This is a genomic window from Sphingomonas sp. 320_CC, assembly GCF_059691795.1.
Window position 1 is genome coordinate 488,507 of sequence record NZ_JCAWAE010000003.1, and the last position, 20,383, is coordinate 508,889.

The 20,383-nt window shown below is 66.2% G+C and carries 23 protein-coding genes; 19 read left to right on the forward strand and 4 right to left on the reverse strand.

The annotated features are described in order from the left end of the window. Window positions 1-47: 47 nt before the first annotated feature. Complete coding sequence (gene leuD / locus AC59GX_RS13695) at window positions 48-677, forward strand: 3-isopropylmalate dehydratase small subunit (protein ID WP_056489099.1); 630 nt, start codon at window positions 48-50, stop codon at window positions 675-677. After that, window positions 640-1,638, forward strand: a complete 999-nt coding sequence (locus AC59GX_RS13700; protein ID WP_497301901.1) for an NADPH:quinone oxidoreductase family protein — start codon at window positions 640-642, stop codon at window positions 1,636-1,638. The genes leuD and AC59GX_RS13700 overlap by 38 nt, the downstream gene beginning before the upstream one ends. 23 nt (window positions 1,639-1,661) lie before the next feature. Here the strand turns inward: AC59GX_RS13700 and AC59GX_RS13705 are convergent, their stop codons facing one another. After that, on the reverse strand, window positions 1,662-1,805 hold the full coding sequence (locus tag AC59GX_RS13705; protein WP_156362377.1) for a hypothetical protein: 144 nt from the start codon (window positions 1,803-1,805) through the stop codon (window positions 1,662-1,664). 161 nt (window positions 1,806-1,966) lie between these two features. Between AC59GX_RS13705 and AC59GX_RS13710 the strand changes: the two genes are divergently transcribed. The 6 genes from AC59GX_RS13710 to nadA all read left to right on the forward strand — a co-directional run bounded on the left by AC59GX_RS13710 (window position 1,967) and on the right by nadA (window position 5,684). Further along, window positions 1,967-2,290, forward strand: coding sequence for a DUF1476 domain-containing protein (locus AC59GX_RS13710; protein WP_056489104.1), 324 nt, complete (start codon window positions 1,967-1,969; stop codon window positions 2,288-2,290). Window position 2,291: 1 nt separating this feature from the next. After that, window positions 2,292-2,522, forward strand: coding sequence for a BolA/IbaG family iron-sulfur metabolism protein (locus AC59GX_RS13715; RefSeq protein WP_056489106.1), 231 nt, complete (start codon window positions 2,292-2,294; stop codon window positions 2,520-2,522). An 11-nt stretch (window positions 2,523-2,533) separates the two neighbouring features. Then, window positions 2,534-2,857: a Grx4 family monothiol glutaredoxin gene (gene grxD / locus AC59GX_RS13720; protein ID WP_056057434.1), complete on the forward strand. Its 324-nt coding sequence runs from the start codon at window positions 2,534-2,536 to the stop codon at window positions 2,855-2,857. Window positions 2,858-3,106: 249 nt separating this feature from the next. Next, window positions 3,107-3,964, forward strand: a complete 858-nt coding sequence (locus tag AC59GX_RS13725; RefSeq protein WP_497301904.1) for an MBL fold metallo-hydrolase — start codon at window positions 3,107-3,109, stop codon at window positions 3,962-3,964. Continuing rightward, window positions 3,946-4,671: a DUF4230 domain-containing protein gene (locus AC59GX_RS13730; RefSeq protein WP_253070842.1), complete on the forward strand. Its 726-nt coding sequence runs from the start codon at window positions 3,946-3,948 to the stop codon at window positions 4,669-4,671. Before AC59GX_RS13725 ends, AC59GX_RS13730 begins: the two co-directional genes overlap by 19 nt. Window positions 4,672-4,700: 29 nt before the next feature. After that, window positions 4,701-5,684: a quinolinate synthase NadA gene (nadA, locus tag AC59GX_RS13735; RefSeq protein ID WP_056057445.1), complete on the forward strand. Its 984-nt coding sequence runs from the start codon at window positions 4,701-4,703 to the stop codon at window positions 5,682-5,684. 85 nt (window positions 5,685-5,769) lie between these two features. Here the strand turns inward: nadA and AC59GX_RS13740 are convergent, their stop codons facing one another. After that, window positions 5,770-5,922, reverse strand: coding sequence for a hypothetical protein (locus AC59GX_RS13740; protein ID WP_167397683.1), 153 nt, complete (start codon window positions 5,920-5,922; stop codon window positions 5,770-5,772). Window positions 5,923-6,088: 166 nt separating this feature from the next. On the opposite strand from AC59GX_RS13740, the gene nadC reads away from it, so the two are divergent. From nadC to AC59GX_RS13770, 6 genes are all read left to right on the forward strand, one after another. Next, window positions 6,089-6,940 (forward strand): carboxylating nicotinate-nucleotide diphosphorylase, encoded by an 852-nt coding sequence (gene nadC, locus AC59GX_RS13745; RefSeq protein WP_426281339.1) that lies wholly within the window; start codon window positions 6,089-6,091, stop codon window positions 6,938-6,940. A 52-nt stretch (window positions 6,941-6,992) separates the two neighbouring features. Beyond that, the gene (locus tag AC59GX_RS13750) at window positions 6,993-7,451 is read left to right on the forward strand and encodes a hypothetical protein (RefSeq protein WP_056057452.1); all 459 of its coding nucleotides are present in this window, start codon (window positions 6,993-6,995) and stop codon (window positions 7,449-7,451) included. Continuing rightward, a complete protein-coding gene (locus AC59GX_RS13755; RefSeq protein WP_426281338.1) occupies window positions 7,448-8,161 on the forward strand; it encodes a ribonuclease T2 family protein in 714 nt (237 codons plus the stop codon). The genes AC59GX_RS13750 and AC59GX_RS13755 overlap by 4 nt, the downstream gene beginning before the upstream one ends. 577 nt (window positions 8,162-8,738) lie before the next feature. Continuing rightward, entirely contained in the window at window positions 8,739-10,733 is a 1,995-nt protein-coding gene (locus AC59GX_RS13760) for an autotransporter assembly complex protein TamA (RefSeq protein WP_426281337.1), read from the forward strand. Then, entirely contained in the window at window positions 10,730-14,881 is a 4,152-nt protein-coding gene (locus tag AC59GX_RS13765; RefSeq protein ID WP_426281336.1) for a translocation/assembly module TamB domain-containing protein, read from the forward strand. Before AC59GX_RS13760 ends, AC59GX_RS13765 begins: the two co-directional genes overlap by 4 nt. A 38-nt stretch (window positions 14,882-14,919) precedes the next feature. Further along, window positions 14,920-15,921 (forward strand): glycoside hydrolase family 3 N-terminal domain-containing protein, encoded by a 1,002-nt coding sequence (locus AC59GX_RS13770; protein ID WP_426281335.1) that lies wholly within the window; start codon window positions 14,920-14,922, stop codon window positions 15,919-15,921. A 313-nt stretch (window positions 15,922-16,234) separates the two neighbouring features. On the opposite strand, the gene map is transcribed toward AC59GX_RS13770, so the two are convergent. Both map and AC59GX_RS13780 read right to left on the reverse strand, forming a co-directional pair. Continuing rightward, window positions 16,235-17,008 carry a type I methionyl aminopeptidase gene (map, locus tag AC59GX_RS13775; protein WP_426281334.1) on the reverse strand — a complete coding sequence of 258 codons (774 nt, stop codon included), beginning with the start codon at window positions 17,006-17,008 and terminating at the stop codon, window positions 16,235-16,237. 1 nt (window position 17,009) lies between these two features. Next, the gene (locus tag AC59GX_RS13780; protein ID WP_056055789.1) at window positions 17,010-17,216 is read right to left on the reverse strand and encodes a ParD-like family protein; all 207 of its coding nucleotides are present in this window, start codon (window positions 17,214-17,216) and stop codon (window positions 17,010-17,012) included. Between the two features lie 106 nt (window positions 17,217-17,322). Here AC59GX_RS13780 and AC59GX_RS13785 point away from each other — a divergent pair, with 106 nt between their 5' ends. From AC59GX_RS13785 to tatC, 5 genes are read left to right on the forward strand one after another with little or no spacing between them, the layout of a single operon-like run. Beyond that, complete coding sequence (locus AC59GX_RS13785) at window positions 17,323-18,045, forward strand: segregation and condensation protein A (protein ID WP_426281333.1); 723 nt, start codon at window positions 17,323-17,325, stop codon at window positions 18,043-18,045. Continuing rightward, window positions 18,042-18,644 carry an SMC-Scp complex subunit ScpB gene (gene scpB / locus AC59GX_RS13790; RefSeq protein ID WP_426281332.1) on the forward strand — a complete coding sequence of 201 codons (603 nt, stop codon included), beginning with the start codon at window positions 18,042-18,044 and terminating at the stop codon, window positions 18,642-18,644. The genes AC59GX_RS13785 and scpB overlap by 4 nt, the downstream gene beginning before the upstream one ends. 35 nt (window positions 18,645-18,679) lie before the next feature. Then, complete coding sequence (locus AC59GX_RS13795; RefSeq protein WP_056055794.1) at window positions 18,680-18,925, forward strand: Sec-independent protein translocase subunit TatA; 246 nt, start codon at window positions 18,680-18,682, stop codon at window positions 18,923-18,925. 38 nt (window positions 18,926-18,963) lie between these two features. After that, entirely contained in the window at window positions 18,964-19,488 is a 525-nt protein-coding gene (gene tatB, locus AC59GX_RS13800) for a Sec-independent protein translocase protein TatB (protein ID WP_426281331.1), read from the forward strand. Between the two features lie 43 nt (window positions 19,489-19,531). Continuing rightward, on the forward strand, window positions 19,532-20,314 hold the full coding sequence (gene tatC, locus AC59GX_RS13805) for a twin-arginine translocase subunit TatC (RefSeq protein ID WP_107953731.1): 783 nt from the start codon (window positions 19,532-19,534) through the stop codon (window positions 20,312-20,314). The last annotated feature ends 69 nt before the right edge of the window (window positions 20,315-20,383 follow it).

Below are 20,383 nucleotides of genomic sequence, written 5' to 3' on the forward strand. Positions count from 1 at the left end.
GCCTATGTCGCATCGGCGCGTGTGGTTCCGGAGCGCACGGAACAGCGATGACTCCCGTCACGACCGTCTCGGGCCGCGCTTATCCCTGGGGCGCGAAGAACATCGACACCGACGTCATCATCCCGGCGCACTGGCTGAAGACGATCACGCGCACCGGCCTCGGTCGCGGTGCGTTCGAGACGGTCCGCGCGCAACCCGGCAACATCTTCGACGACCCGCGCTACGCCGGGTCGCCGATCCTCATTGCCGGCGATAATTTCGGCTGTGGCTCCAGTCGCGAGCATGCCGCGTGGGCGCTCGCCGACATGGGCATCACCGCGGTCATCGCGCCGAGCTTCTCCGACATCTTCTCTGGCAACGCGTTTAAGAACGGTATCGTCCCCGTCGTTCTGCCGCAGGAGGCGATCGATCGCCTGCTCGAAGTCGCCAAGGATCAGACCGTGACCGTCGACCTCGAGACGATGACCGTCACCACCCCGTTCCAGGACCGCTTCACCTTCGAACTCGACGCATTCCGTCGCCAGTGTCTCATGGAAGGGCTGGACGAAGTCGGCCTGACGCTGGCAAGGGATACCCAGATTTCGAAATTCGAGGAGGCGGTCGCATCGAATCGCCCCTGGACGACGGTGGAGAGCGGGTATGCGAGCATTGGTGTCGAAGGCAGTCGGCGGACCTGAAACTCTGGAAATGGTCGAGCTGCCCGATCTGGTAGCCGGCCCCGGCCAGGTCGTCGTCGCGGTCAAGGCCTGCGCGATCAATTTCCCCGATGTCCTGATCATCGAGGACAAATACCAGTTCAAGCCGCAACGCCCGTTCGCACCGGGCGGCGAGATCGCCGGCACGATCGACTCGATCGGCGAGGGCGTCACCGGTTGGAAAATCGGCGACCGCGTCATCGCGATGCTCGGCCACGGCGGCCTGTGCGAAAAGGTGATCGCCGACCCCGCCAAGCTCTACCGCCTCCCCGAAGGCCGCAGCTTCGCCGAGGGTGCCTCGCTGATCCTCACCTACGGCACGACGATCCACGCACTGCTCGACCGCGGCCACATCGAGGCTGGGCAGACGCTGCTCGTGCTCGGCGCAGCCGGCGGGGTAGGGCTCGCCGCGATCGAACTCGGCAAGGCGTTCGGCGCAAAGGTCGTCGCCGCGGTCTCGTCAGAGGAGAAGGCCGCCGCCGCCAAGTCCGCGGGTGCCGACGAAACGCTGATCTACGCCCGCGCCCCGTTCGACAAAGACCAGTCGAAGGCGCTCGCCGAGCAGTTCAAGGCCGCGGTCGGGCGCGACGGCGCGCACGTGATCTACGATCCGGTCGGCGGCGACTATGCCGAGCCTGCGCTGCGATCGATCGCCTGGGAGGGCAAGTATCTCGTCGTCGGTTTCCCCGCCGGCATCCCGAAACTCCCGCTCAACCTGACGCTGCTCAAAAGCTGCGACGTGTGCGGCGTATTCTGGGGGGCGTTCGCGGCGCGTGATCCAAAGGCGAACCAGGCGCACATCGAAACGCTGTTCGATCTGTGGGAAGCGGGAAGGATCGCGCCGCGCGTAACCGAGACATTTGCATTCGAGGACGGCGGCAAGGCCATCGCGAAGATGGCCGCTCGTGGTGCTATCGGGAAACTCGTCGTAGAGGTCGGCTGAGTACAGCCGCCTCTACAGGGGGTTCAAAACACGTTATACGCAACGGTGGCGATCGCCCCCCACATCGCTATCGACGCGAAAATTCCGTAGGCAAGCCCGTGCACGACCGGCGGTGTAGCGCGCGTCTTGGCCACGGAAACGGATGTCGGCTGGGATAGCGTCGTCATATCACTCTCCTATCCGTGCACTGTGTCACGTGATCGACTTATATATCGTTACAACCAGACCATAGTTCCAGTAGTTTTTGTACGTTTTCGTCGATTGTTGCGCGGGGGCTCCGTCCGACCTATCTCGGGGCCCACGACGAGACTGAACGGGGACCCGCGACATGACCACTTTCGACGACCGCGAACGCGCCAGCGAGGCGAATTTCGCGCGCGAGGAAGAGATGGCCTTCCGGATCACCGCGCGCCGAAATCGCCTGCTCGGGGGATGGGCGGCGCAGGAAATGCAGCTGACCCCTGAAGAGACGGACGCCTATGCGACTGCGCTCGTGCATGCCGACATGGAAGGCGGCGGCGACGACGATGTCGTGCGAAAACTGGTCGGCGACCTGACCGCGGCCGGTCTCGACCATGACGAGGCCACCGTCCGCCGCGCGCTGGCGCAGCAGATGATCGAGGCGCGTCGCCAATTGCTGGAGTCGCATTGATATGCCGATGGCTGCCAACGATATCGAAGCAATGATCAAGGACGCGATCCCCGATGCCCAGGTCGAGATCACCGATCTCGCGGGCGACGGCGATCATTATGCCGCCAAGGTCACCGCCGCCAGCTTTGCCGGGATGAGCCGGGTGAAGCAGCACCAGGCCGTCTATGCCGCGCTCGGCGGTCGGATGGGCGGCGTCCTGCACGCACTACAGCTTACGACCGCAATCTCCTGAGGACCGAAGACATGACCGACGATTCCAACGCCCGCATCGACGCCCTGGTAAAAGCCAGCCCGGTAGTCCTGTTCATGAAGGGCAGCCCGCTGTTCCCGCAGTGCGGCTTTTCCAGCCGCGCGATCGCGATCCTCAACCATCTCGAGGTCGAGTTCGAGAGCGTCGACGTGTTGCAGGATCAGGGCATCCGGCAGGGTATCAAGAGCTATTCCGACTGGCCGACCATCCCGCAGCTTTACGTCGATGGCGAATTCGTCGGCGGCTCGGACATCATGATGGAAATGTATGAGAGCGGCGAGCTGGCGCAGTTGTTCGAGACGCAGAAGGCCAACTGATCAAGGCACCGGGTGGGTGGATCGACGCGAGACCGGAAGGGAAAGCGGTCGATCCACCCTGTGAACGCGTTCGCGTTCGGTGACGGAGCAGCAGTTGCATGGCCTGTGCCACAACCCGCCGTTCGCAGTTTTGGCGACGTTCGATAGTTAACTCAGGTTTGGCCCGACGTCGGCCTGTAAGAGTTTCCGACAGCTCTCCGCGACTAACGAGGTCTTGCCATCGCCGCGTCGAGCCGCCATTTCGCATCCATGGCTGAGCATCCGACCGGTATCCCGATCCAGCTCGAGCCGCTCGTCGTTCGCGTGCTCGCGCCCAACGCTTCCCCCTACACCTATACGGGTACGCAGACGCATATCGTTGGCACGACTGATCTTGCCGTGATCGATCCCGGTCCAGATGATCCCGCGCATATCGACGCGCTGCTGCGCGTGATCGACGGGCGGCCGGTCGAGGCGATCGTCGTCACGCATCACCACCGCGACCATAGCCCCGCCACGCGTCCGCTCCAGTCGCTCATTGGCGCCTCGATCGTCGGCGCTGCGCCGTTCGACCTCGCCGACGCGGGTGCGCGCGCAGACGCGTCGTTCGATGTCGCCTACGCACCCGATCGCGTTCTCTCCGAGGGCGATACCGTTACTGGCGAAGGCTGGACGCTGGAGGCGATCGCGACGCCTGGCCACACCTCGAACCATCTCGCCTACGCGCTACCCGAGACGAAGGCGCTGTTCTCCGGCGATCACGTCATGGGCTGGTCCACGACGATCGTCTCGCCGCCCGACGGCAATATGACGGCGTACATGGCCAGCCTCGAAAAGCTGATGGGGCGCGACGACCGCGTCTATTATCCCGGCCACGGCGAGGCGATCGACAAACCGCAACGGCTCGTCCGCGGCATGCTCGGCCACCGCAAGCAACGCGAGGGGCAGATCCTTCGCCTGCTTCGCGAAGGCGCGTTGGCGATCCCGGCGATGGTCGAGCGCATGTATGTTGGTCTCGGCGCGCAACTCGTGCCCGCCGCCGAACGATCGGTGCTGGCGCATCTGTACGACCTGCAAACCAGCGGACTGGTTATTGAGGAAGGCGAGACATGGCGAACGACAGCGTGACCGAACCCGTACGCAAGAGCGGGGTGGCCCCGTTCCTGGCAAAGGCCGTCGGAATCGTCTTGATTCTCGTCCTCGCGGGGCTGCTCGTGCTCTGGGGGGTGCAGCGCTACGTCAGCGACCGGCTCACGCCCGATCCGACGACGATCGCCAGCGCGAGCCTCGAAGGACTGCGCGAGCAGAACCGGCTCTCCGCGTTCGCCGCGCGCTACGTCGCGGTCGTCACCTCGAAGCAATCGCAGCTCGGCTTCACGACCGAAAAGACGCTGATCATGCCCGGGATGGTCCGGTACGAAGTCGACATGGCCAAGCTGACCCAGTCGGATGTCGCGTGGGACGGCACTTCGAAGACGCTGTCCGTGCGCTTGCCCGCCGTCGAAGCCGATGGCCCGCAGGTCGATCTGAACGCGGTGCGCGAATATGGCTCGGGCGGCGTGCTGACGACCTTCACCGATGCCGAAAAGCGCCTCGACGCCGCCAACCGCCGTGCGGGCCAGATCGAACTGATCCGCCAGGCGCGCGAGCCCGCGATGATCAAGCTCGCGCGCGACGCCACCCGCCGTGCGGTCGAACGGAGTTTCGCGATGCCGCTGCGGGCTGCCGGAATCGACGCGACCGTCGCGGTCCGCTTCGCCGACGAGCCGACCGCGAATACCGAACGCTGGGACACCTCGCGCTCGCTGCAGGACGTGCTAGGGAATCGTCGCTAGAAGACGGGCGCTAAACTCGGGATACGACCATGGAATTGAAGCAGAACTTCGCCGGCATCGACATACGCGCCGAGATCGAGCGGCTCCGCAAGGAAAAGAACGCCGTCATCCTCGCGCATTATTATCAGAAGCCCGAATTGCAGGATTTGGCCGATTTCGTCGGCGACAGTCTCGACCTGTCGCGCAAGGCGGCTGCGACTGACGCCGACGTCATCGCCTTCTGCGGCGTACGGTTCATGGCCGAGACCGCCAAGATCCTGTCGCCCGACAAGATCGTCGTGCTTCCCGACATGGACGCCGGGTGCAGCCTCGAGGACAGCTGCCCGCCCGAGCAGTTCGCCGCCTTCCGCGCGAAGCACCCCGATCACATCGCGCTGACCTACATCAACTGCTCGACCGAGGTGAAAGCGCTCTCCGACATCATCGTCACGAGTTCGTCGGCGGACACTATCCTCGCGCAGATCCCACCCGAGCAGAAGATCATCTTCGGCCCCGACCGCAACCTGGGCGGTTACCTCGCGCGGAAGACCGGCCGCGACATGCTGCTGTGGCCGGGCGTGTGCATCGTCCACGAGGCGTTCAGCGAGACCGAGCTGATGAAGCTTAAGGCGCAGCATCCCGGCGCGCCCGTCGTGGCGCATCCCGAATGCCCGCCGATCATCCTCGATCACGCGGATTATGTCGGCTCGACGCGCGGCATCCTCGATTATGCGCTCGCGATGCCCGGCGACACGCTGATCGTCGCTACCGAGCCGCACATCATCCACCAGATGGAAAAGGCGCTCCCGAACAAGCGCTTCATCGGTGCGCCGGGTGCGGACGGCAACTGCAACTGCAATATCTGTCCGTACATGGCGCTCAACACGCTCGAAAAGCTGTACGTCGCGCTACGCGATCTCTCGCCGCGGATCGAGATCGAGGAGGGCCTTCGTCTACAGGCAAAGAAAAGCCTCGACCGCATGCTGTCGATGGCATCGAATACCGTGGGGAAGGGTGATCTCGGGCCGAAGTGAAGGCCCGTTTCGGTTGGTCGTCGATCGGGCTGGATGATGCCAGCCCGACGCGGTCAGATCACGAAGCGTTAAGATCAGGGGGCGCTCAGAGCGCCGGGACGTCGGCACCGCTCAACTGGGCGAGTGCCTGGTCGATATGAATGGCAGCCAGCGGCAGCTGTAGCGTGTCGGCCAGCGTAAGAGCTTCGTCCAGCAGGGCATGCAGGCGTGCGGTATCGGCCATCGTGGTGGTGGGCATAAGAATATCCTCGGTAGTGATCGGCAAACCCTCGACGTCTCGAATGGTTCCTATATCGGAAAAATAATTCGATGAGTCGAATGAACCGTGAAGTCACTGTTCCGACCGTCTCTTTTTTGGCACCGCGCGCCGAGCATATTTTCGACGAACAATCCGGAGACGACAGGTGAAGACAGCATTGCCCGAGTCGTTCGATATCGACGCCTTCGTCGCGGCAACGCTGGCAGAGGATCTCGGCACGATCGGCGACATAACCTCGGCCGCAGTGATTCCCGCCGACGCACGGTTCACCGGGGTGATGGACAGCCGCGATCCGATCGTCGTCGCCGGGCTCGATCTCGCCGACGCGTTCTTCCGCGCGCTGGACCCGGGCGTGCGGATCGAACGCCTCGTCCGCGACGGGCAGCAGGTGACGGCCGGCACCGAACTCATGCGGCTCGAAGGGGCAGGGCGCGCGATGCTGACGGCAGAGCGATCCGCGCTCAACACCGTCCAGCATCTGTCGGGAATCGCGACGATGACGCGCGCGTATGTCGACGCGATCGCGGGCACGGGCGCGATCCTGCTAGACACGCGCAAGACGATCCCGGGCCTCCGCGTACTGGAGAAATACGCGACGCGGATGGGCGGCGCACAGAACCACCGCATGGGTCTGTGGGATGCGGCGATGATCAAGGATAATCACGTCGCGGTTGCCGGCGGCGTTGCCGAGGCGGTCCGGCGCGCCAAGGCGGCGGGGATCGCGCAGATCATCGTCGAGGTCGACCGCATCGACCAGATCGAACCGGCGCTGGAAGCGGGCGCAACGCACCTGCTGCTCGACAACATGCCGCCCGCGATCTTGCGCGAGGCGGTGACGCTCGTCGCCGGTCGTGTCCCCACCGAGGCATCGGGCGGTGTCAATCTCGACACCATCCGCGCGATTGCTGAATCCGGCGTGACCTATGTGTCGGTCGGCCGCTTGACGCAGTCGGCGCCCGCAGCAGATATAGGGCTGGACTTCGCGACCGTCGAATAGCTCCGCCAGATCCGGCGCGGGCCTTCGGCTGGCCAGGTCAGGGAGTAGGACCATGATCAGGCCGGTTGCCATCGTTCGCTACGAGCGCCTCTATTGGGCGGCGTTCATACTGGATACGATCGTCGCGGCGATGACCTGGACGCAGCGCGAGGCGATCGTCACCGCCTATCCGGTACTCGCCAAGGCGACGTGGATTTTGCCGACGTTCCAGGCGATCGGGATCGCGGTGACGGTGCTGCTCTGGTACTTCACCGCGCGTGCGCCGAGCGTCGTCGCGAAATGGGTGGTCGTGATCCTCGCGGCCTTGTCGACCTGGGCCGCCGTCCAGGCGCTTGCGACGCTCGCGACCGGAAGTGCGATTGTCGGCACCGCATCGATCCTCTCGCTCATCGCAGAAGCACTCTACGTCGCCGCCGCCGTCCACCTCTTCCGGCCCGGCAGCAAAGCCTGGTTCGGTCAGGACGACGACGCCGATTTCGACACGGATACCGACAGAGGAAACGTCGCATGATCTCCAGGCTGACCCTCGCCGCCGTCGCGATCGCACTGCCGAGCGTCGTGCAGGCGCAGGCTTATCAATGCTCGACTCCCACGTCGGTCGAGCGCGTCCGCCCGGACCTGCCGTCGGAGAGCCAGCCGAAGCGCGATATCCCGATCGGCAGCTATACGCTCGCGATCACCTGGGCGCCGCAATATTGCCGTGAGAATGGCGATCGGACGGGCTCGACCTTCCAGTGCGGGGCGGGGAATCGGTTCGGCTTCACGCTGCATGGGCTCTGGCCGGACGGGGTCGGCAAGGACTGGCCGCAATATTGTCATGACGCCGAGTTCGTACCGCCTCCGGTGATCCGTGCGCATCTCTGCACGACGCCGTCCGCGCAGTTGCTCCAGCACGAATGGGCCAAGCACGGCACCTGTATGCCCGGCTATCGTCCGGCGAAGTATTTCAACCAGTCCGCCGGGTTGTACGGTAAGCTTCGCTATCCGGACATGGACGCGTTGTCGCGTGCGCCACTGACTGCAGGCCGGTTCGCGGCTGAGATGACGGGCGTGAACCCCGGCCTGAAGGCTGACATGATGCGGGTTACCGCGACGAAGCAGGGCTGGCTCGACGAGGTCTGGATCTGCCTGGATCGCCGCTTTCGGTATCGTCGTTGTCCGGTGCATCAGGGCGGGCTGAACCCGAGCGCACCGCTTCAGATCTGGCGTGGGAGTCGGTAGTCTAGACGAGGTAGGTGGCCGCTAAATAAGCATGGCACGGGTAAATCAGCATGGTACGGGAGCCCACCCCACATCCCGTTCGTGCTGAGTAGCGACCGAGTAGCTCCGTCAGGAGCGTATCGAGGGCGCGTATCGAAGCATGGGTCTCACGCGCCAACCTGTCCTTCGATCCGCCGTCTCGATACGCTCCGTTGGAGCTACTCGACGGCTACTCGGGACGAACGGGAGATGGGCGGGCGAACGCCCTCTACCGCCGGTCCCTCAACCAAACCAACACCGCCGCCAACACGCCAACGCCCGTCCCAACCAGAAACCCCGGCGTCGCCTGCCCGATTGCAAACCCCACCCCCGCACCACCCAGCATCCCCAGCGCGACAAGGAACCCGCCCGCAGCGCTCGGGTCCTTGTGGGGGGGCAGGGTGTCGCGGGAAGTCGGTTCGGCCATCGCCATGTCCTGCCACGCGCAGCCATGGGACGCCAGCCACACGCCACATCTGATCCGCCGCCCGGACGAAACGTGGCGGAAATACGGCGTTAGATACTGTTCCGCAACGACAAGCCCGGCTAGGAGCCGGACATGGTGTTCCGCGTCGGGCGAGCCGGGCCGGCCGCCGCCTTTTTCGTTCTGACGACAGCGGGTGCCCTACCTTGCGCGGGCATACGTGCCGCAGGAGCACAAACCGCGCCCGTGCCGGCGCAAACGCAAGCAAGCTCGACCGCCGACACACCGATGTCGCTCGACCCCAATTCGCCGCTCGCCCCGCTCCCCGACATCGGCGTCGCCTGGCCCGATCTCGCGACGTCGCCAATGGACCCGGCCGCCACCGTCGCCGCGGTCGATGCCAATGCGGAGAGCCGCTACGCCTGGCGGATCGACGGCATAGACGGGGTCAACGACGCGCTGCTGCGACAGCGGTTCGCGCAGCTATCGACGCTCGACGCGAACGACCACCAGGCCGCCAACGCCGCGCAACTCGATCGCCGCGCCCGCGAAGATGCCGACCTGCTCAACAGCCTGCTCCGCGCGGAAGGCTATTATGACGCCAACGTCGTCACGCGCGTCGAGCCGGGTGCCAAGCCGATGGTCGTGCTCTCGGCCACCCCCGGCACGCTCTACAAGTTCAAGGGCGTGACGATCGATGGCATCGCCGCGGCAGGCGACAAGGCACCGGGGCTGACGACTGCGTTCGGGATCAAGCCCGAAGACCCGGTCAATTCCGATGCGATCGTTGCGGGGCAGGCCAAGCTGACGACGCAGATCGGGCGCGAGGGCTTTCCGTTCGCCAAGGTCGGCGATCCGGCCATCGTCGTCGACCACGCCACCCGCACCGCGACGCTCGACCTGTCTGTCCAACCCGGCGGTGCGCGCAAGTTCGGACAGGTCGTCGCGCTACCCGGCAATCGGGTGTTCGGCGCGGACCATGTCGCAGAGATCGCGCGCTTCTCGCCCGGCGACCTGTACGATGCCGCCAAGCTCGACGACCTCCGCCGCGCGCTGATCCAGACTAGCCTCGTCTCCGCGGTCGATCTTAAACCGGTGCAAGGCGCGACACCCGATACCGTCGACATTGCCGTAAAGCTTGATCGCGCGCCGCCGCACACCGTCGCGGGCGAACTCGGCTACGGCACCGGCGAAGGCGCGCGGGCGGAACTCAGCTGGACGCACCGCAACCTGTTCCCGCCCGAAGGCGCGCTGACGCTGCGCGGGGTTCTGGGAACGCAGGAACAGCTCGGCTCGGTCGTCTTCCGCCGCAACAACTTCAAGGCGCGCGACCGTGTGCTGACGCTTCAGGCGTCCGCCGCGCATACCAACCGCGACGCCTACGACGCGAAGACCTATTCGCTCGCGGGTACGCTGGAGCGCCAGACCAACATCTTCTTCCAGAAGACCTGGACATGGTCCGTCGGTGCCGAACTGCTCGCGTCGGACGAGCAGGATGTGATCCTCTCGACCGGCGCTCCACGGCGCCGCACCTTCTTCATCGGTGCGCTGCCGACCAGCCTCAATTACGACGGCTCGGACGATCTGCTCAACCCGACCAAGGGCTTCCGCCTCGGCGGCCGGATCAGCCCCGAAGTGTCGCTGCAAGGCTCGGTATTCGGTTATGCCCGCACCCAGTTTGACGGCAGCGTGTACCAACCATTCGGTGACCGCGTTGTCCTCGCCGCGCGCACCAGGCTCGGCACCATCGTCGGCGCCCCACGCGATCAGGTCGCGCCGTCACGCCGCTTCTACGCCGGCGGCGGCGCGTCGGTGCGCGGCTATGGCTACCAGTCGATCGGCCCGCGCGATCCCAACAACGACCCGATCGGCGGCCGCAGCCTCACCGAATTCTCGATCGAGGCGCGCGTCCGCGTTCTGGGCAGCTTCGGCATCGTGCCGTTCCTCGACGCGGGCAATATCTACACTTCGCCGCTGCCGAAGTTCACCGGGCTGCAATACGGCACGGGGATCGGCGTTCGCTATTATTCGAACTTCGGCCCGATTCGGCTCGACGTCGGCACACCGATCAACCCGCAGCCCGGCGACAGCCGCATCGCCGTCTACGTCTCGCTGGGGCAGGCGTTTTGACCGAGGACCTTCCCGCACCGAAGCGTCGGATAGCCTGGTGGCGCTGGATCGTCGGCGCGGTCCTGGGGCTTCTCGCGATCGTCGGAGCGGCGTTGCTGATCGTCGACACCGATGTCGGCCACCGTTTCGTCGCGGACCGCATCGCGGCGATCAAGACCGCGAACGGACTGCGCTTCACGGTCGGTCGGATCGACGGCTCGCTGTACGGCGACACCCGCCTGACCGATCTCCGCGTGTACGATCTCGAAGGGTTGGTCTTCCAGGCGCCCGACGTCACGCTCGACTGGTCGCCGTTCGATTGGTTCTCGAACCGCCTGAGTATCCGCCGGCTGATCGTCGATCGCGCGATCCTGACGCATACCCCGCGCACGCGCCCGTCGAAGACGCGCGGCCCGATCCTGCCCGACTTCGACATCCATATCGGCAAGCTTTCGGTCGGCCGCCTCACGCTGGCCAAGCGCGTGCTCGGGACCGAGCGGATTGGGACGCTCGAAGGCCGCGCGGACATCCGCTCCGGCCGCGCACTCGTCGACCTCAAGGCCCGCGTTGCCGGCAGCGACGACCTGAAGCTCCGGATCGACGCCGAGCCCGCCCGCGACCGCTTCGACCTCGACGTCGCCGCAAAGGGGGCTGCGGGCGGCGTGCTCGCGCGGATGGTCAAGGCGAAGGGCCCGGTCGCGGTCGCGGTCGCGGTCACCGGCGACGGCAGCTGGGCGAAGTGGAACGGCCGCGCGAACGGCATCGTCGGCACGACGCGAGTCGTCGATCTCGCGCTCGCGCAGGTCGCCGGCCGCTACACGCTGTCGGGCACGCTCGCGCCGTCGTCGCTGCTGAAGGGCCGGCTGCAACGGCTGACCGCACCGCGCATCCTCGTCAACGGCAGCGCCGGGTTCGCCAACCGCCGCCTCGACGGCCAGCTCTCGCTGCGCACGCCCGCGCTGGCCGTCGACACGACCGGCATCATCGATCTCGCCGCCAACGCCTACCGCGACGTGCGGATCAAGGCACGACTGCTCCGACCCCCCGCGCTGTTCAACAACATGACCGGCAACATGGTCGAGCTTCGCGCGATCCTCGACGGCCCGTTCGCGACCGCCGCGTTCGACTACCGCCTCGATGCCAGCCGCTTCGCGTTCGACCAGACCGGGTTCGAGAACGCGCACGCCGCCGGCAAGGGCCGCCTGTCCGCGGCACCCGTAACCGTCCCAATCCGCTTCACCGCCGCGCGTGTGACTGGCGTTGGCACCGTCGCGGGCGGGATCCTGCGCAACCTGTCGGTCGACGGACTGCTCCGCGTGACGCCGACGCTGCTCACCGGCGACGCGCTCAAGCTCCGCTCGGACAAACTCACCGGCAGCATCAATCTCGCGGTCGACCTGCGCAACGGCCAGTTCGAGGTCGGCATCAACGGCGGGCTCGGCCGCTATCTGATACCCGGTCTCGGCATCGTTGACGTGAAATCGACCTTACGTGTCGTCCCCGGCCCGAACCGCCACGGCACGCGCGTGATCGGTCAGGGCAGCGCGCAGATTGTGCGGCTCGACAACGCGTTCTTCCGCAGCCTCGCGGGCGGACTGCCGCGGATCACCACCAACCTCGAACGCACCACCGACGGGGTGATGCACTTCACCAACCTCGTGCTGACCGCGCCGCAAATCCGGCTGACCGGCAACGGCTATCGGCGGCGCGACGGGACCTTCCATTTCGAGGGCGGCGGACGCCAGCAGACTTACGGCCCGGTGACGCTGAAACTCGACGGCCAGATCGAGAAGCCGACGCTCGATCTCGTCTTCGCCAGCCCGAACGCGACGCTCGGGCTGTCGAACGTCCGCGCGCATCTCGATCCGACGCCGCAGGGTTTCGCGTTCACCGCAGCGGGCGGATCGCGGCTCGGGCCGTTCACCACCAACGGCGCGATCCTGTTGCCGCCGGGCGCCGGTGCGACGATCACCATCGCCGCGCTGAACGTAGCCGGCACCAAGGCGAGCGGGAACATCGCGGTCGTCGATGGCGGCTTCAACGGCGCGCTCGCGGTTGCCGGCGGCGGCATTTCGGGCGAACTCCTGTTCCGCCCGGTCGGCCAGATCCAGCGCGTCGAAGGGCATCTCGCCGCAAAGGCCGCGACGCTCGACGGCATCGCGCTGCGCCAGGGCAAGCTCGATTTCGTCACGTTGCTCGATCCCGCCGGCACCTCGATCGAGGCGACCGCGACCGGCCTCGGCCTGCGCCGCGGCACGTTCAGCCTCGCGCGGTTCAACGGGTCCGCGTCGCTGCGCGGCGGCGTCGGCACGATCAAGGCATCGATCGCCGGCTCCCGCGGCCGGGCGTTCGATATCCAGAGCGTCACGCAGGTGACCGCCACGAGCTACGCGATCTCCGCGCAAGGCACGCTCGACGGCCGCCCGCTGAAACTGCTCACGCCGGCGGTTTTGACCCAGGAAGACGATGGCTGGCACCTCGCGCCGACCAAGCTCAGCTTCTCGGGCGGCGAGGCCCAGGTCGGCGGCCGCTTCACTGCCGCCAGCACCGCGATCGACGCCAGCCTGACGCGCATGCCGCTCGCGATCCTCGACATCGCTTATCCTGGCCTCGGTCTCAGCGGCAGCGCGTCGGGCAGCTTCACGATCGCGACCGCAAATGGTGCAGCCCCGACCGGCAAGGCGAACGTGACGATCCGCGGGCTCAGCCGCGCCGGCCTCGTCCTCTCGTCGCGCCCGATCGACGTCGGCATCGCGGCGGTGCTCTCCCCCGACAAACTCGGCCTGCGCGCCGTCATCGCATCGGCCGGCAAGACCATCGGCCGCGCCCAGGTCCAACTCGCGCCGCTGGGGCAGGGGGACTTGGCCTCCCGAATCAGCAACGCCCGCCTGTTCGGACAACTGCGGTACAGCGGCCCGGCCGACACGCTCTGGCGCCTCACCGGGGTCGAGCTGTTCGACCTGTCCGGCCCGGTCGCGATCGGCGCGGACGTCGTCGGCACGCTTGCCAACCCGACCCTGCGCGGCGTCGTCCAGGCCAACGGCGCGCGGATCGAGAGCGCGACCACCGGCACCGTCCTCACCAACGTCCAGGCGACCGGGCGCTTCGGTGGCTCGCGGCTCGTGATAGACCGGTTCGGCGCGGACGCGGGCAAGGGCGGCCGCGTCACCGGCACCGGTCAGTTCGAATTCGCCGCCGCCGCCGGGATCGGCCTCGACCTCGCGCTACAGGCCGACAAGGCGGTGATGATCAACCGCGACGACATCGGCGCGACCGTGACGGGGCTGCTGACGTTCAAGTCGAACGGCTCGGGCGGCACGATCGCCGGCGACGTCGTGCTCGACAAGAGCCGCTATCGCCTCGGCCAGGCCACCGCGGCCAGCGCGGTGCCCCAGCTCAACATCCGCGAAATCAACCTGCCCGACGGCGGCGAGGAAGTCGCTACCCCGACCAAGCCCTGGACGCTGGCGATCAAGGCCCGCGCGCCGAACCAGGTGATGGTCAGCGGCCTCGGCCTCACCAGTGAATGGTCGGCCAACCTCCAGATCGCCGGCCAGCCCGAGAACCCTGCGATCACCGGCCGCGCCACGCTGATCCGCGGCGACTACGAGTTCGCGGGGCGGCAGTTCGAGTTGGCGCGGGGCATCATACGCTTCGACGGTCAGGTCCCGGCGAACCCCGCTTTGGATATCGAGGCGAATGCGGACTCGACGGGCCTGAGCGCATCGATCCGCGTCACCGGCTACGCGTTGAAGCCCGAGATCGGCTTTACCAGCACGCCAGCGCTGCCCGAGGACGAGCTCCTCTCGCGGCTGTTGTTCGGCACCTCGATCACCAACCTGTCCGCGCCCGAGGCTCTCCAGTTGGCCGCGGCGGTCGCGGCATTGCAGGGCGGCGGCAGCGGTCTCAACCCGATCAACGCGGTGCGCCGCGCCGCCGGACTCGATCGCCTCCGCATCCTCCCCGCCGATCCGCAGACCGGGCAGGGCACCTCGATCGCGGCGGGCAAATACGTCACGCGGCGGCTGTATGCGGAGATCGTCACCGACGGGCAGGGCTATTCCGCCACGCAGGTCGAGTTCCAGGTTACCCGCTGGCTGTCATTGCTGTCGAGCATCTCCACGCTCGGCCGCCAGAGCGCCAACGTCCGCGTGTCGAAGGATTATTGACGGATGATCGCGCACGCCGGTTTCGCTAGGAAGAACGCATGAAGCCCGTCATCTTCGGCCTGTCCGGCCCCGTAATCACCCCCGCCGAGCGCGCATTCTTCGCCGAATGCGAGCCGGCCGGCTACATCCTGTTCAAGCGCAACATCGTCGACCGGGCGCAGGTGCGCGCGCTGACGGACTCGCTCCGCGCGCTGGCTGGACGCCAGGATCTGGCGATCCTGATCGATCAGGAGGGCGGGCGTGTGGCTCGGATGGGGCCGCCCGAATGGCCCGAATTCCCGGCAGGCCCGGTGTTCGATGCAGCCTATGAACGCGCGCCAATGACCGCGATCCACGCGGCACGTGCCAACGCGCAGGCGCTCGGCGTGATGCTCAGCGAGGTCGGGATCACCGTCGACTGCCTGCCGCTGCTCGACGTGTCGCAGTCGGACACCACCGAAGCCGTCGCCTCGCGGACGTTCGGCTCCGACCCCATGCGCGTCGCAGCCCTCGGGCGCGCAACGCTCGAAGGGCTGGCCGAAGGCGGCGTGGTCGGTGTCGTCAAGCACATGCCCGGCCACGGCCGCGCGAAGGTCGACACGCACCATCACCTCCCGACCGTCACTGCGACCGACGCCGACCTCGAGATCGACCTCGAACCGTTCCGCACGCTCAACCAGGCGCCGATGGGCATGACCTCGCACATAGTCTTCGACGCCTGGGATGCCGACCGCCCCGCGACGCTCTCGCCGATCGTGATCGACGAGATCATCCGTCGACGGATAGGCTTCGACGGCCTGCTGATGACCGACGACATCGACATGAAGGCGCTGTCGGGCACCGCCGGCGACAAGGCGGCGGGCGCGATCGCCGCCGGGTGCGATCTGGTGCTCGATTGCTGGGCGCGCATGGACGAGATGGTCGAGATCGCCGGGCGGCTTGGCGAAATCTCGGAAGCGTCGCGCGCGAGGCTCGATCGGGCAATGAAGTCGGTCGGCGCGGCCAAGGGTGATTTCGCGGAACTGACCGCAACGCGCGATGCGCTGTTGGCGCGCGCATGACCTGATTTGGTACGAGTAGCGCGCGTCTTTTCTCGCACCTCCCCGGCGAAGGCCGGGGTCCAATTGGAGAGGTCGCGGTAACGGGGCGCGATCCTCCGTTACCACCGTCCTCCAATTGGGCCCCGGCCTGCGCCGGGGTGGTGTTGGTGAAGGGACATCCCGTTCGTGCTGAGTAGCTGCTGAGCTTGTCGAAGCGGCGTATCGAAGGACAGGTTGGCGCGTGGATCCCGGGCTTCGACACGCACCTTCGGTACAGCTCTAATGAGTCTGCTCAGCACGAACGGAATGGGTTGAACGGTTGCGAACCCCGCGATCACCCCAACCCCCGAGCCCGCTCGTCCCCCCGCAAAGTCAGCACCTCGACCCCGTCGCGCGTCACCGCCACCGTATGTTCGAACTGCGCCGAAAGCTTGCCGTCGTCGGTCACTACGGTCCAACCGTCATCCTCGGTCGACACCTTGCGCGTCCCCTGGTTGATCATCGGCTCGATCGTGAACACCATTCCCTCGCGCAGCGTCATGCCGGTCCCGGCGCGCCCGAAATTGAGCACCTGCGGCTCCTCGTGCATCTCGCGGCCGATGCCGTGCCCGCAATAGTCGCGCACCACCGCATAGCCGTGCTTCTTCGCGTGCCGCTCGATCGCGAAGCCGATATCGCCAAGATGCGCGCCCGCCCGGACCTGCCGAATGCCCTGCCACATCGCCTCCTGTGCGACCCGCACGAGGCGCTTCGCGGCGGGCGGAACGGTGCCCACCATATACGTCTTGCTCGAATCGGCGATGAAGCCGTTCTTCTCCAGCGTGATGTCCAGATTGACGATGTCGCCGTCACGGATGACGTCGCGTAGGTTCGGCACGCCGTGACAGACGACGTGATTGATCGAGCTGTTCAGGACATATTCGAAGCCATATTGCCCCTTGCTCGCGGGCCGGGCGGCGAGGTCGTCGGTGATGTAGCGATCGACCATGTCGTTGACCTGCAACGTCGACAGCCCCGCCAACTCCTGCTCGTCAAGCATCTCGAACACCGACGCCAGCAACGCACCCGATACGCGCATCAGCGCCAGTTCTGCCGGCGTCTTCACCATCTCAGGCTGCCGTTTTGTCGGCAACGCGGACCGACGCAGCGGCGAGTTGCGCGGTGACGATATCGTTGAACGACAGAGTCGGGTTGGCCTCGGCGAGCATGCCGATCTTCATCCAGAACTCCGCCTGCGCATTGATCGACCGGCACAGTACCTGGCTTGCCCGCCGTGCATCCTCGTGCAGCGCGTCGTCGATCTTCACGATACCCACTCAAGCCTCACGTTCACCCTGACCATATGAAACGTTTACGGTCCGTATGGTCGGTCGTCAAACGTGGAGGGTGGATGCCCGGCAGCGTGCGCTGTAGCGTCCGGCGATGAACGATGCGCAACTGACCCTGGATCTCGACGGATGGGAGGGCCCGCTCGATCTGCTGCTCTCGCTCGCACGCGGGCAGAAAGTCGATCTGCGAAAGATCTCGATCCTCGCGCTGGTCGAGCAGTATCTGGCGTACGTCGACTCCGCGCGCGCGCTGAAGCTGGAACTCGCCGCCGACTATCTCGTGATGGCAGCATGGCTCGCCTATCTGAAATCGGCGTTGCTCCTCCCACGCGACCCCCTCGCCGAGCCCGACCCGGAGGAACTCGCGCTGCGACTGCAACTAAGGCTTGAACGCCTGAGCGCTATGCGCGAGGCCGGCGCGCGGTTGATGGCGCGCGACCGGACCGGGCGCGACGTGTTCCTGCGCGGCGCGCCCGAGGGTCTGCGGACGGTGCGTAAGGCCGCATGGCAGGCCGAGATCTTCGACCTGATCGCCGCGTACGGTCGCATTTCCGCGCGGACTCGTCCGGTCATGCATGTGGTTGCCGACCGCGAGGTGATGACACTGGAGGCGGCGCTTGAGCGCGTGTCGATGCTAGTCGGCGAACGGATCGACTGGAGCGTGATCGAAAGCTTCCTCCCCGAAGCCGGCGACGGTCTCCGGCGGTCGGCGCTGGCATCGAGCTTCGTCGCAGCGCTCGAACTCGCACGGCAGGGCAGGATCGAACTGCGCCAGGCGTCACCCTTCGCGCCGCTGTATCTGAGAGCCCGCGCGTGACCCCGCCCGATGACCTCACGCGCGCCGTCGAGGCGGTGCTGTTCGCGGCCGAGACTCCGCTGACGCTCGACGCGGTTCGCGCGCATGTCGGCAGCGGTGACGTCCGCGCGGCGCTCGATCAGCTGACGGCCGACTATGCCGGCCGTGGTATCGCCATCGTCCGACGCGGCGAGCGCTGGCAGTTCCAGACCGCACCGGACATGGCGCACATGCTCCGCCGCGACCGCGAGGAACCGCGCAAGCTCAGCCGCGCAGGGATCGAGACGCTGGCGATCATCGCCTACCACGAGCCCGTGACCCGCGCGGAAATCGAGGCGATTCGCGGGGTGCAGATCTCGAAGGGGACGCTCGACGTCCTGATGGAAGCGGGCTGGGTGAAGCCGGCTGGGCGGCGCGAAGTGCCGGGCCGCCCGCTGATGTTCGCGACGTCCCCTGCGTTCCTCGTCCATTTCGGGCTGCAGAGCCGCCGCGACCTGCCCGGAATCGACGATTTGCGCGCCGCCGGGCTGCTCGATCCGGTCGATCTGGCGTTCGATCGTCTCGAAGATGGCGAAGACGATCGGGAAGATGGCGAGGTGGCTGGCAAAGCGGCGGGATGAGGCTTAGATAGGGTTCAGTTTCCAGGAGAATTGCCATGGGCGGTTTTAGCCCGATTCACTTGCTTGTTCTCGCGGTCGTCGCGATCCTCCTTCTCGGCGGTGGCCGATTCTCGAACCTGATGGGCGACGTCGCCAAGGGCGTGAAGAACTTCAAGAAGGGCATGTCCGAGAACGACGACGAGACGCCGGCCAAGCCATCGGCCCGGATCGAAGCGCAGAAGACTGCCGATCCCGCGTTCGATCGCGACGGCAATCGCGTCCGCGACGACCGTCCTGCCTGAAGCCGGCAGAGTTGACGACCCTAGATAGGCGCGGCTGAATGTTCGATATCGCGCCCTCCGAGTTTCTGCTCGTGGCCTTCGTCGCGCTTGTCGTGATCGGTCCCAAGGATCTGCCCAAGGCGATGCGTGTGGTCGGCTATTGGGTCGGCAAGGCGCGCGGCGTCGCGCGGCAGTTCCGCTCGGGCTTCGATTCGATGGTTCGCGAGGCAGAACTCGAAGAGATGGAAAAGCGCTGGGCGTCGGAAAACGAACGCATCATGCGCGAGCATCCGCAGACGGGCACGGACTCGACGGCCGATACCACGCAGGTGGTGCACTCGCCGGAGACGGAGGAGCATCGCCGTGACTATCGGTCCGTCGATCATACCGACGAGCCGGTAATGGTCGAGAAGCCGGTAGTGACTGCCGCGTCCGGGCACTCTTCGCCGGTACCGTCCGAGCAAGAGCATAAGCCATTGGCGGATCGCGGTCCGGACCTGTTCGACGGACCGCTGGATACGCCGGCCGCGACCGCGCCCCATCCCGACGACAAGACCGGCAAGTCCGACGTGGCGTCATCGTGAACGCAGCGCCCGCGACTACCCTTCATAACGCCGAAAGCCAGACATGAGCGAGATCGACGAAAGCCGGGCGCCTTTGCTCGACCATCTGATCGAGCTGCGGCGCCGGCTGCTTTACTGCATCGCCGCGCTGGTCGTGACGTTCGCAGTGGCGATGTATTTCGCCGAGAACATCTTCGGCTTTCTGGTTCACCCGCTGCTCGCAGCAGGCCAGAACAAGGTTATCTATACCGAGATTTTCGAAGCGTTTTTCGTCCAGATCAAGGTCGCGTTCTTCGCCGCGATGATGCTGTCGTTCCCCGTGATCGCGAACCAGGTGTGGCAGTTCGTCGCGCCCGGCCTGTACAAGAAGGAACGCGGCGCGCTGCTGCCGTTTATCCTCGCGACGCCCGTGCTGTTCCTGACGGGTGCCGCGATGGCCTATTACGTCGCGATCCCGATGGCGCTGCACTTCCTGCTCGGCTTCGACGGGATGGTCGGCGGGATCCATCGCGAAGCGCTGCCGGCGATCGGCAACTACCTCTCGTTCACGATGCAGTTCCTGTTCGGCTTCGGCATCTCGTTCCTGTTGCCGGTCCTGCTGATGCTGTTGGAGCGGGCAGGGATCGTCACGCGCAAGCAACTGATCGGCGCGCGGCGCTATGCGATCGTCGCGGCGTTCGCGATTGCGGCGGTGCTGACGCCGCCGGATATCGGCTCGCAGCTGCTGCTCGCGATCCCGCTGGTGATCCTGTACGAACTGGCGCTGATCGGTATCTGGTTCACCGAGCGTAGCCGGGCGAAGGCCAAGGCGGTCGAAGGTGAGTCCACCGACATCGTCGAGAGCTGACCCGAGCCACGGCGCTTAGACAAATAGCAGTGCTAATACGAAAACGGGGCCCGGTGCATGTGCACCGGG

Excerpts from the sequence above, each read along its gene's own strand:
- leuD (WP_056489099.1), top strand. The coding sequence starts at position 48 with ATGACTCCCGTCACGACCGTCTCGGGCCGCGCTTATCCCTGGGGCGCG.
- AC59GX_RS13700 (WP_497301901.1), top strand. The coding sequence starts at position 640 with ATGCGAGCATTGGTGTCGAAGGCAGTCGGCGGACCTGAAACTCTGGAA.
- AC59GX_RS13705 (WP_156362377.1), bottom strand. The coding sequence starts at position 1,805 with ATGACGACGCTATCCCAGCCGACATCCGTTTCCGTGGCCAAGACGCGC.
- AC59GX_RS13710 (WP_056489104.1), top strand. The coding sequence starts at position 1,967 with ATGACCACTTTCGACGACCGCGAACGCGCCAGCGAGGCGAATTTCGCG.
- AC59GX_RS13715 (WP_056489106.1), top strand. The coding sequence starts at position 2,292 with ATGCCGATGGCTGCCAACGATATCGAAGCAATGATCAAGGACGCGATC.
- grxD (WP_056057434.1), top strand. The coding sequence starts at position 2,534 with ATGACCGACGATTCCAACGCCCGCATCGACGCCCTGGTAAAAGCCAGC.
- AC59GX_RS13725 (WP_497301904.1), top strand. The coding sequence starts at position 3,107 with ATGGCTGAGCATCCGACCGGTATCCCGATCCAGCTCGAGCCGCTCGTC.
- AC59GX_RS13730 (WP_253070842.1), top strand. The coding sequence starts at position 3,946 with ATGGCGAACGACAGCGTGACCGAACCCGTACGCAAGAGCGGGGTGGCC.
- nadA (WP_056057445.1), top strand. The coding sequence starts at position 4,701 with ATGGAATTGAAGCAGAACTTCGCCGGCATCGACATACGCGCCGAGATC.
- AC59GX_RS13740 (WP_167397683.1), bottom strand. The coding sequence starts at position 5,922 with ATGCCCACCACCACGATGGCCGATACCGCACGCCTGCATGCCCTGCTG.
- AC59GX_RS13750 (WP_056057452.1), top strand. The coding sequence starts at position 6,993 with ATGATCAGGCCGGTTGCCATCGTTCGCTACGAGCGCCTCTATTGGGCG.
- AC59GX_RS13755 (WP_426281338.1), top strand. The coding sequence starts at position 7,448 with ATGATCTCCAGGCTGACCCTCGCCGCCGTCGCGATCGCACTGCCGAGC.
- AC59GX_RS13760 (WP_426281337.1), top strand. The coding sequence starts at position 8,739 with ATGGTGTTCCGCGTCGGGCGAGCCGGGCCGGCCGCCGCCTTTTTCGTT.
- AC59GX_RS13770 (WP_426281335.1), top strand. The coding sequence starts at position 14,920 with ATGAAGCCCGTCATCTTCGGCCTGTCCGGCCCCGTAATCACCCCCGCC.
- map (WP_426281334.1), bottom strand. The coding sequence starts at position 17,008 with ATGGTGAAGACGCCGGCAGAACTGGCGCTGATGCGCGTATCGGGTGCG.
- AC59GX_RS13785 (WP_426281333.1), top strand. The coding sequence starts at position 17,323 with ATGAACGATGCGCAACTGACCCTGGATCTCGACGGATGGGAGGGCCCG.
- AC59GX_RS13795 (WP_056055794.1), top strand. The coding sequence starts at position 18,680 with ATGGGCGGTTTTAGCCCGATTCACTTGCTTGTTCTCGCGGTCGTCGCG.
- tatB (WP_426281331.1), top strand. The coding sequence starts at position 18,964 with ATGTTCGATATCGCGCCCTCCGAGTTTCTGCTCGTGGCCTTCGTCGCG.
- tatC (WP_107953731.1), top strand. The coding sequence starts at position 19,532 with ATGAGCGAGATCGACGAAAGCCGGGCGCCTTTGCTCGACCATCTGATC.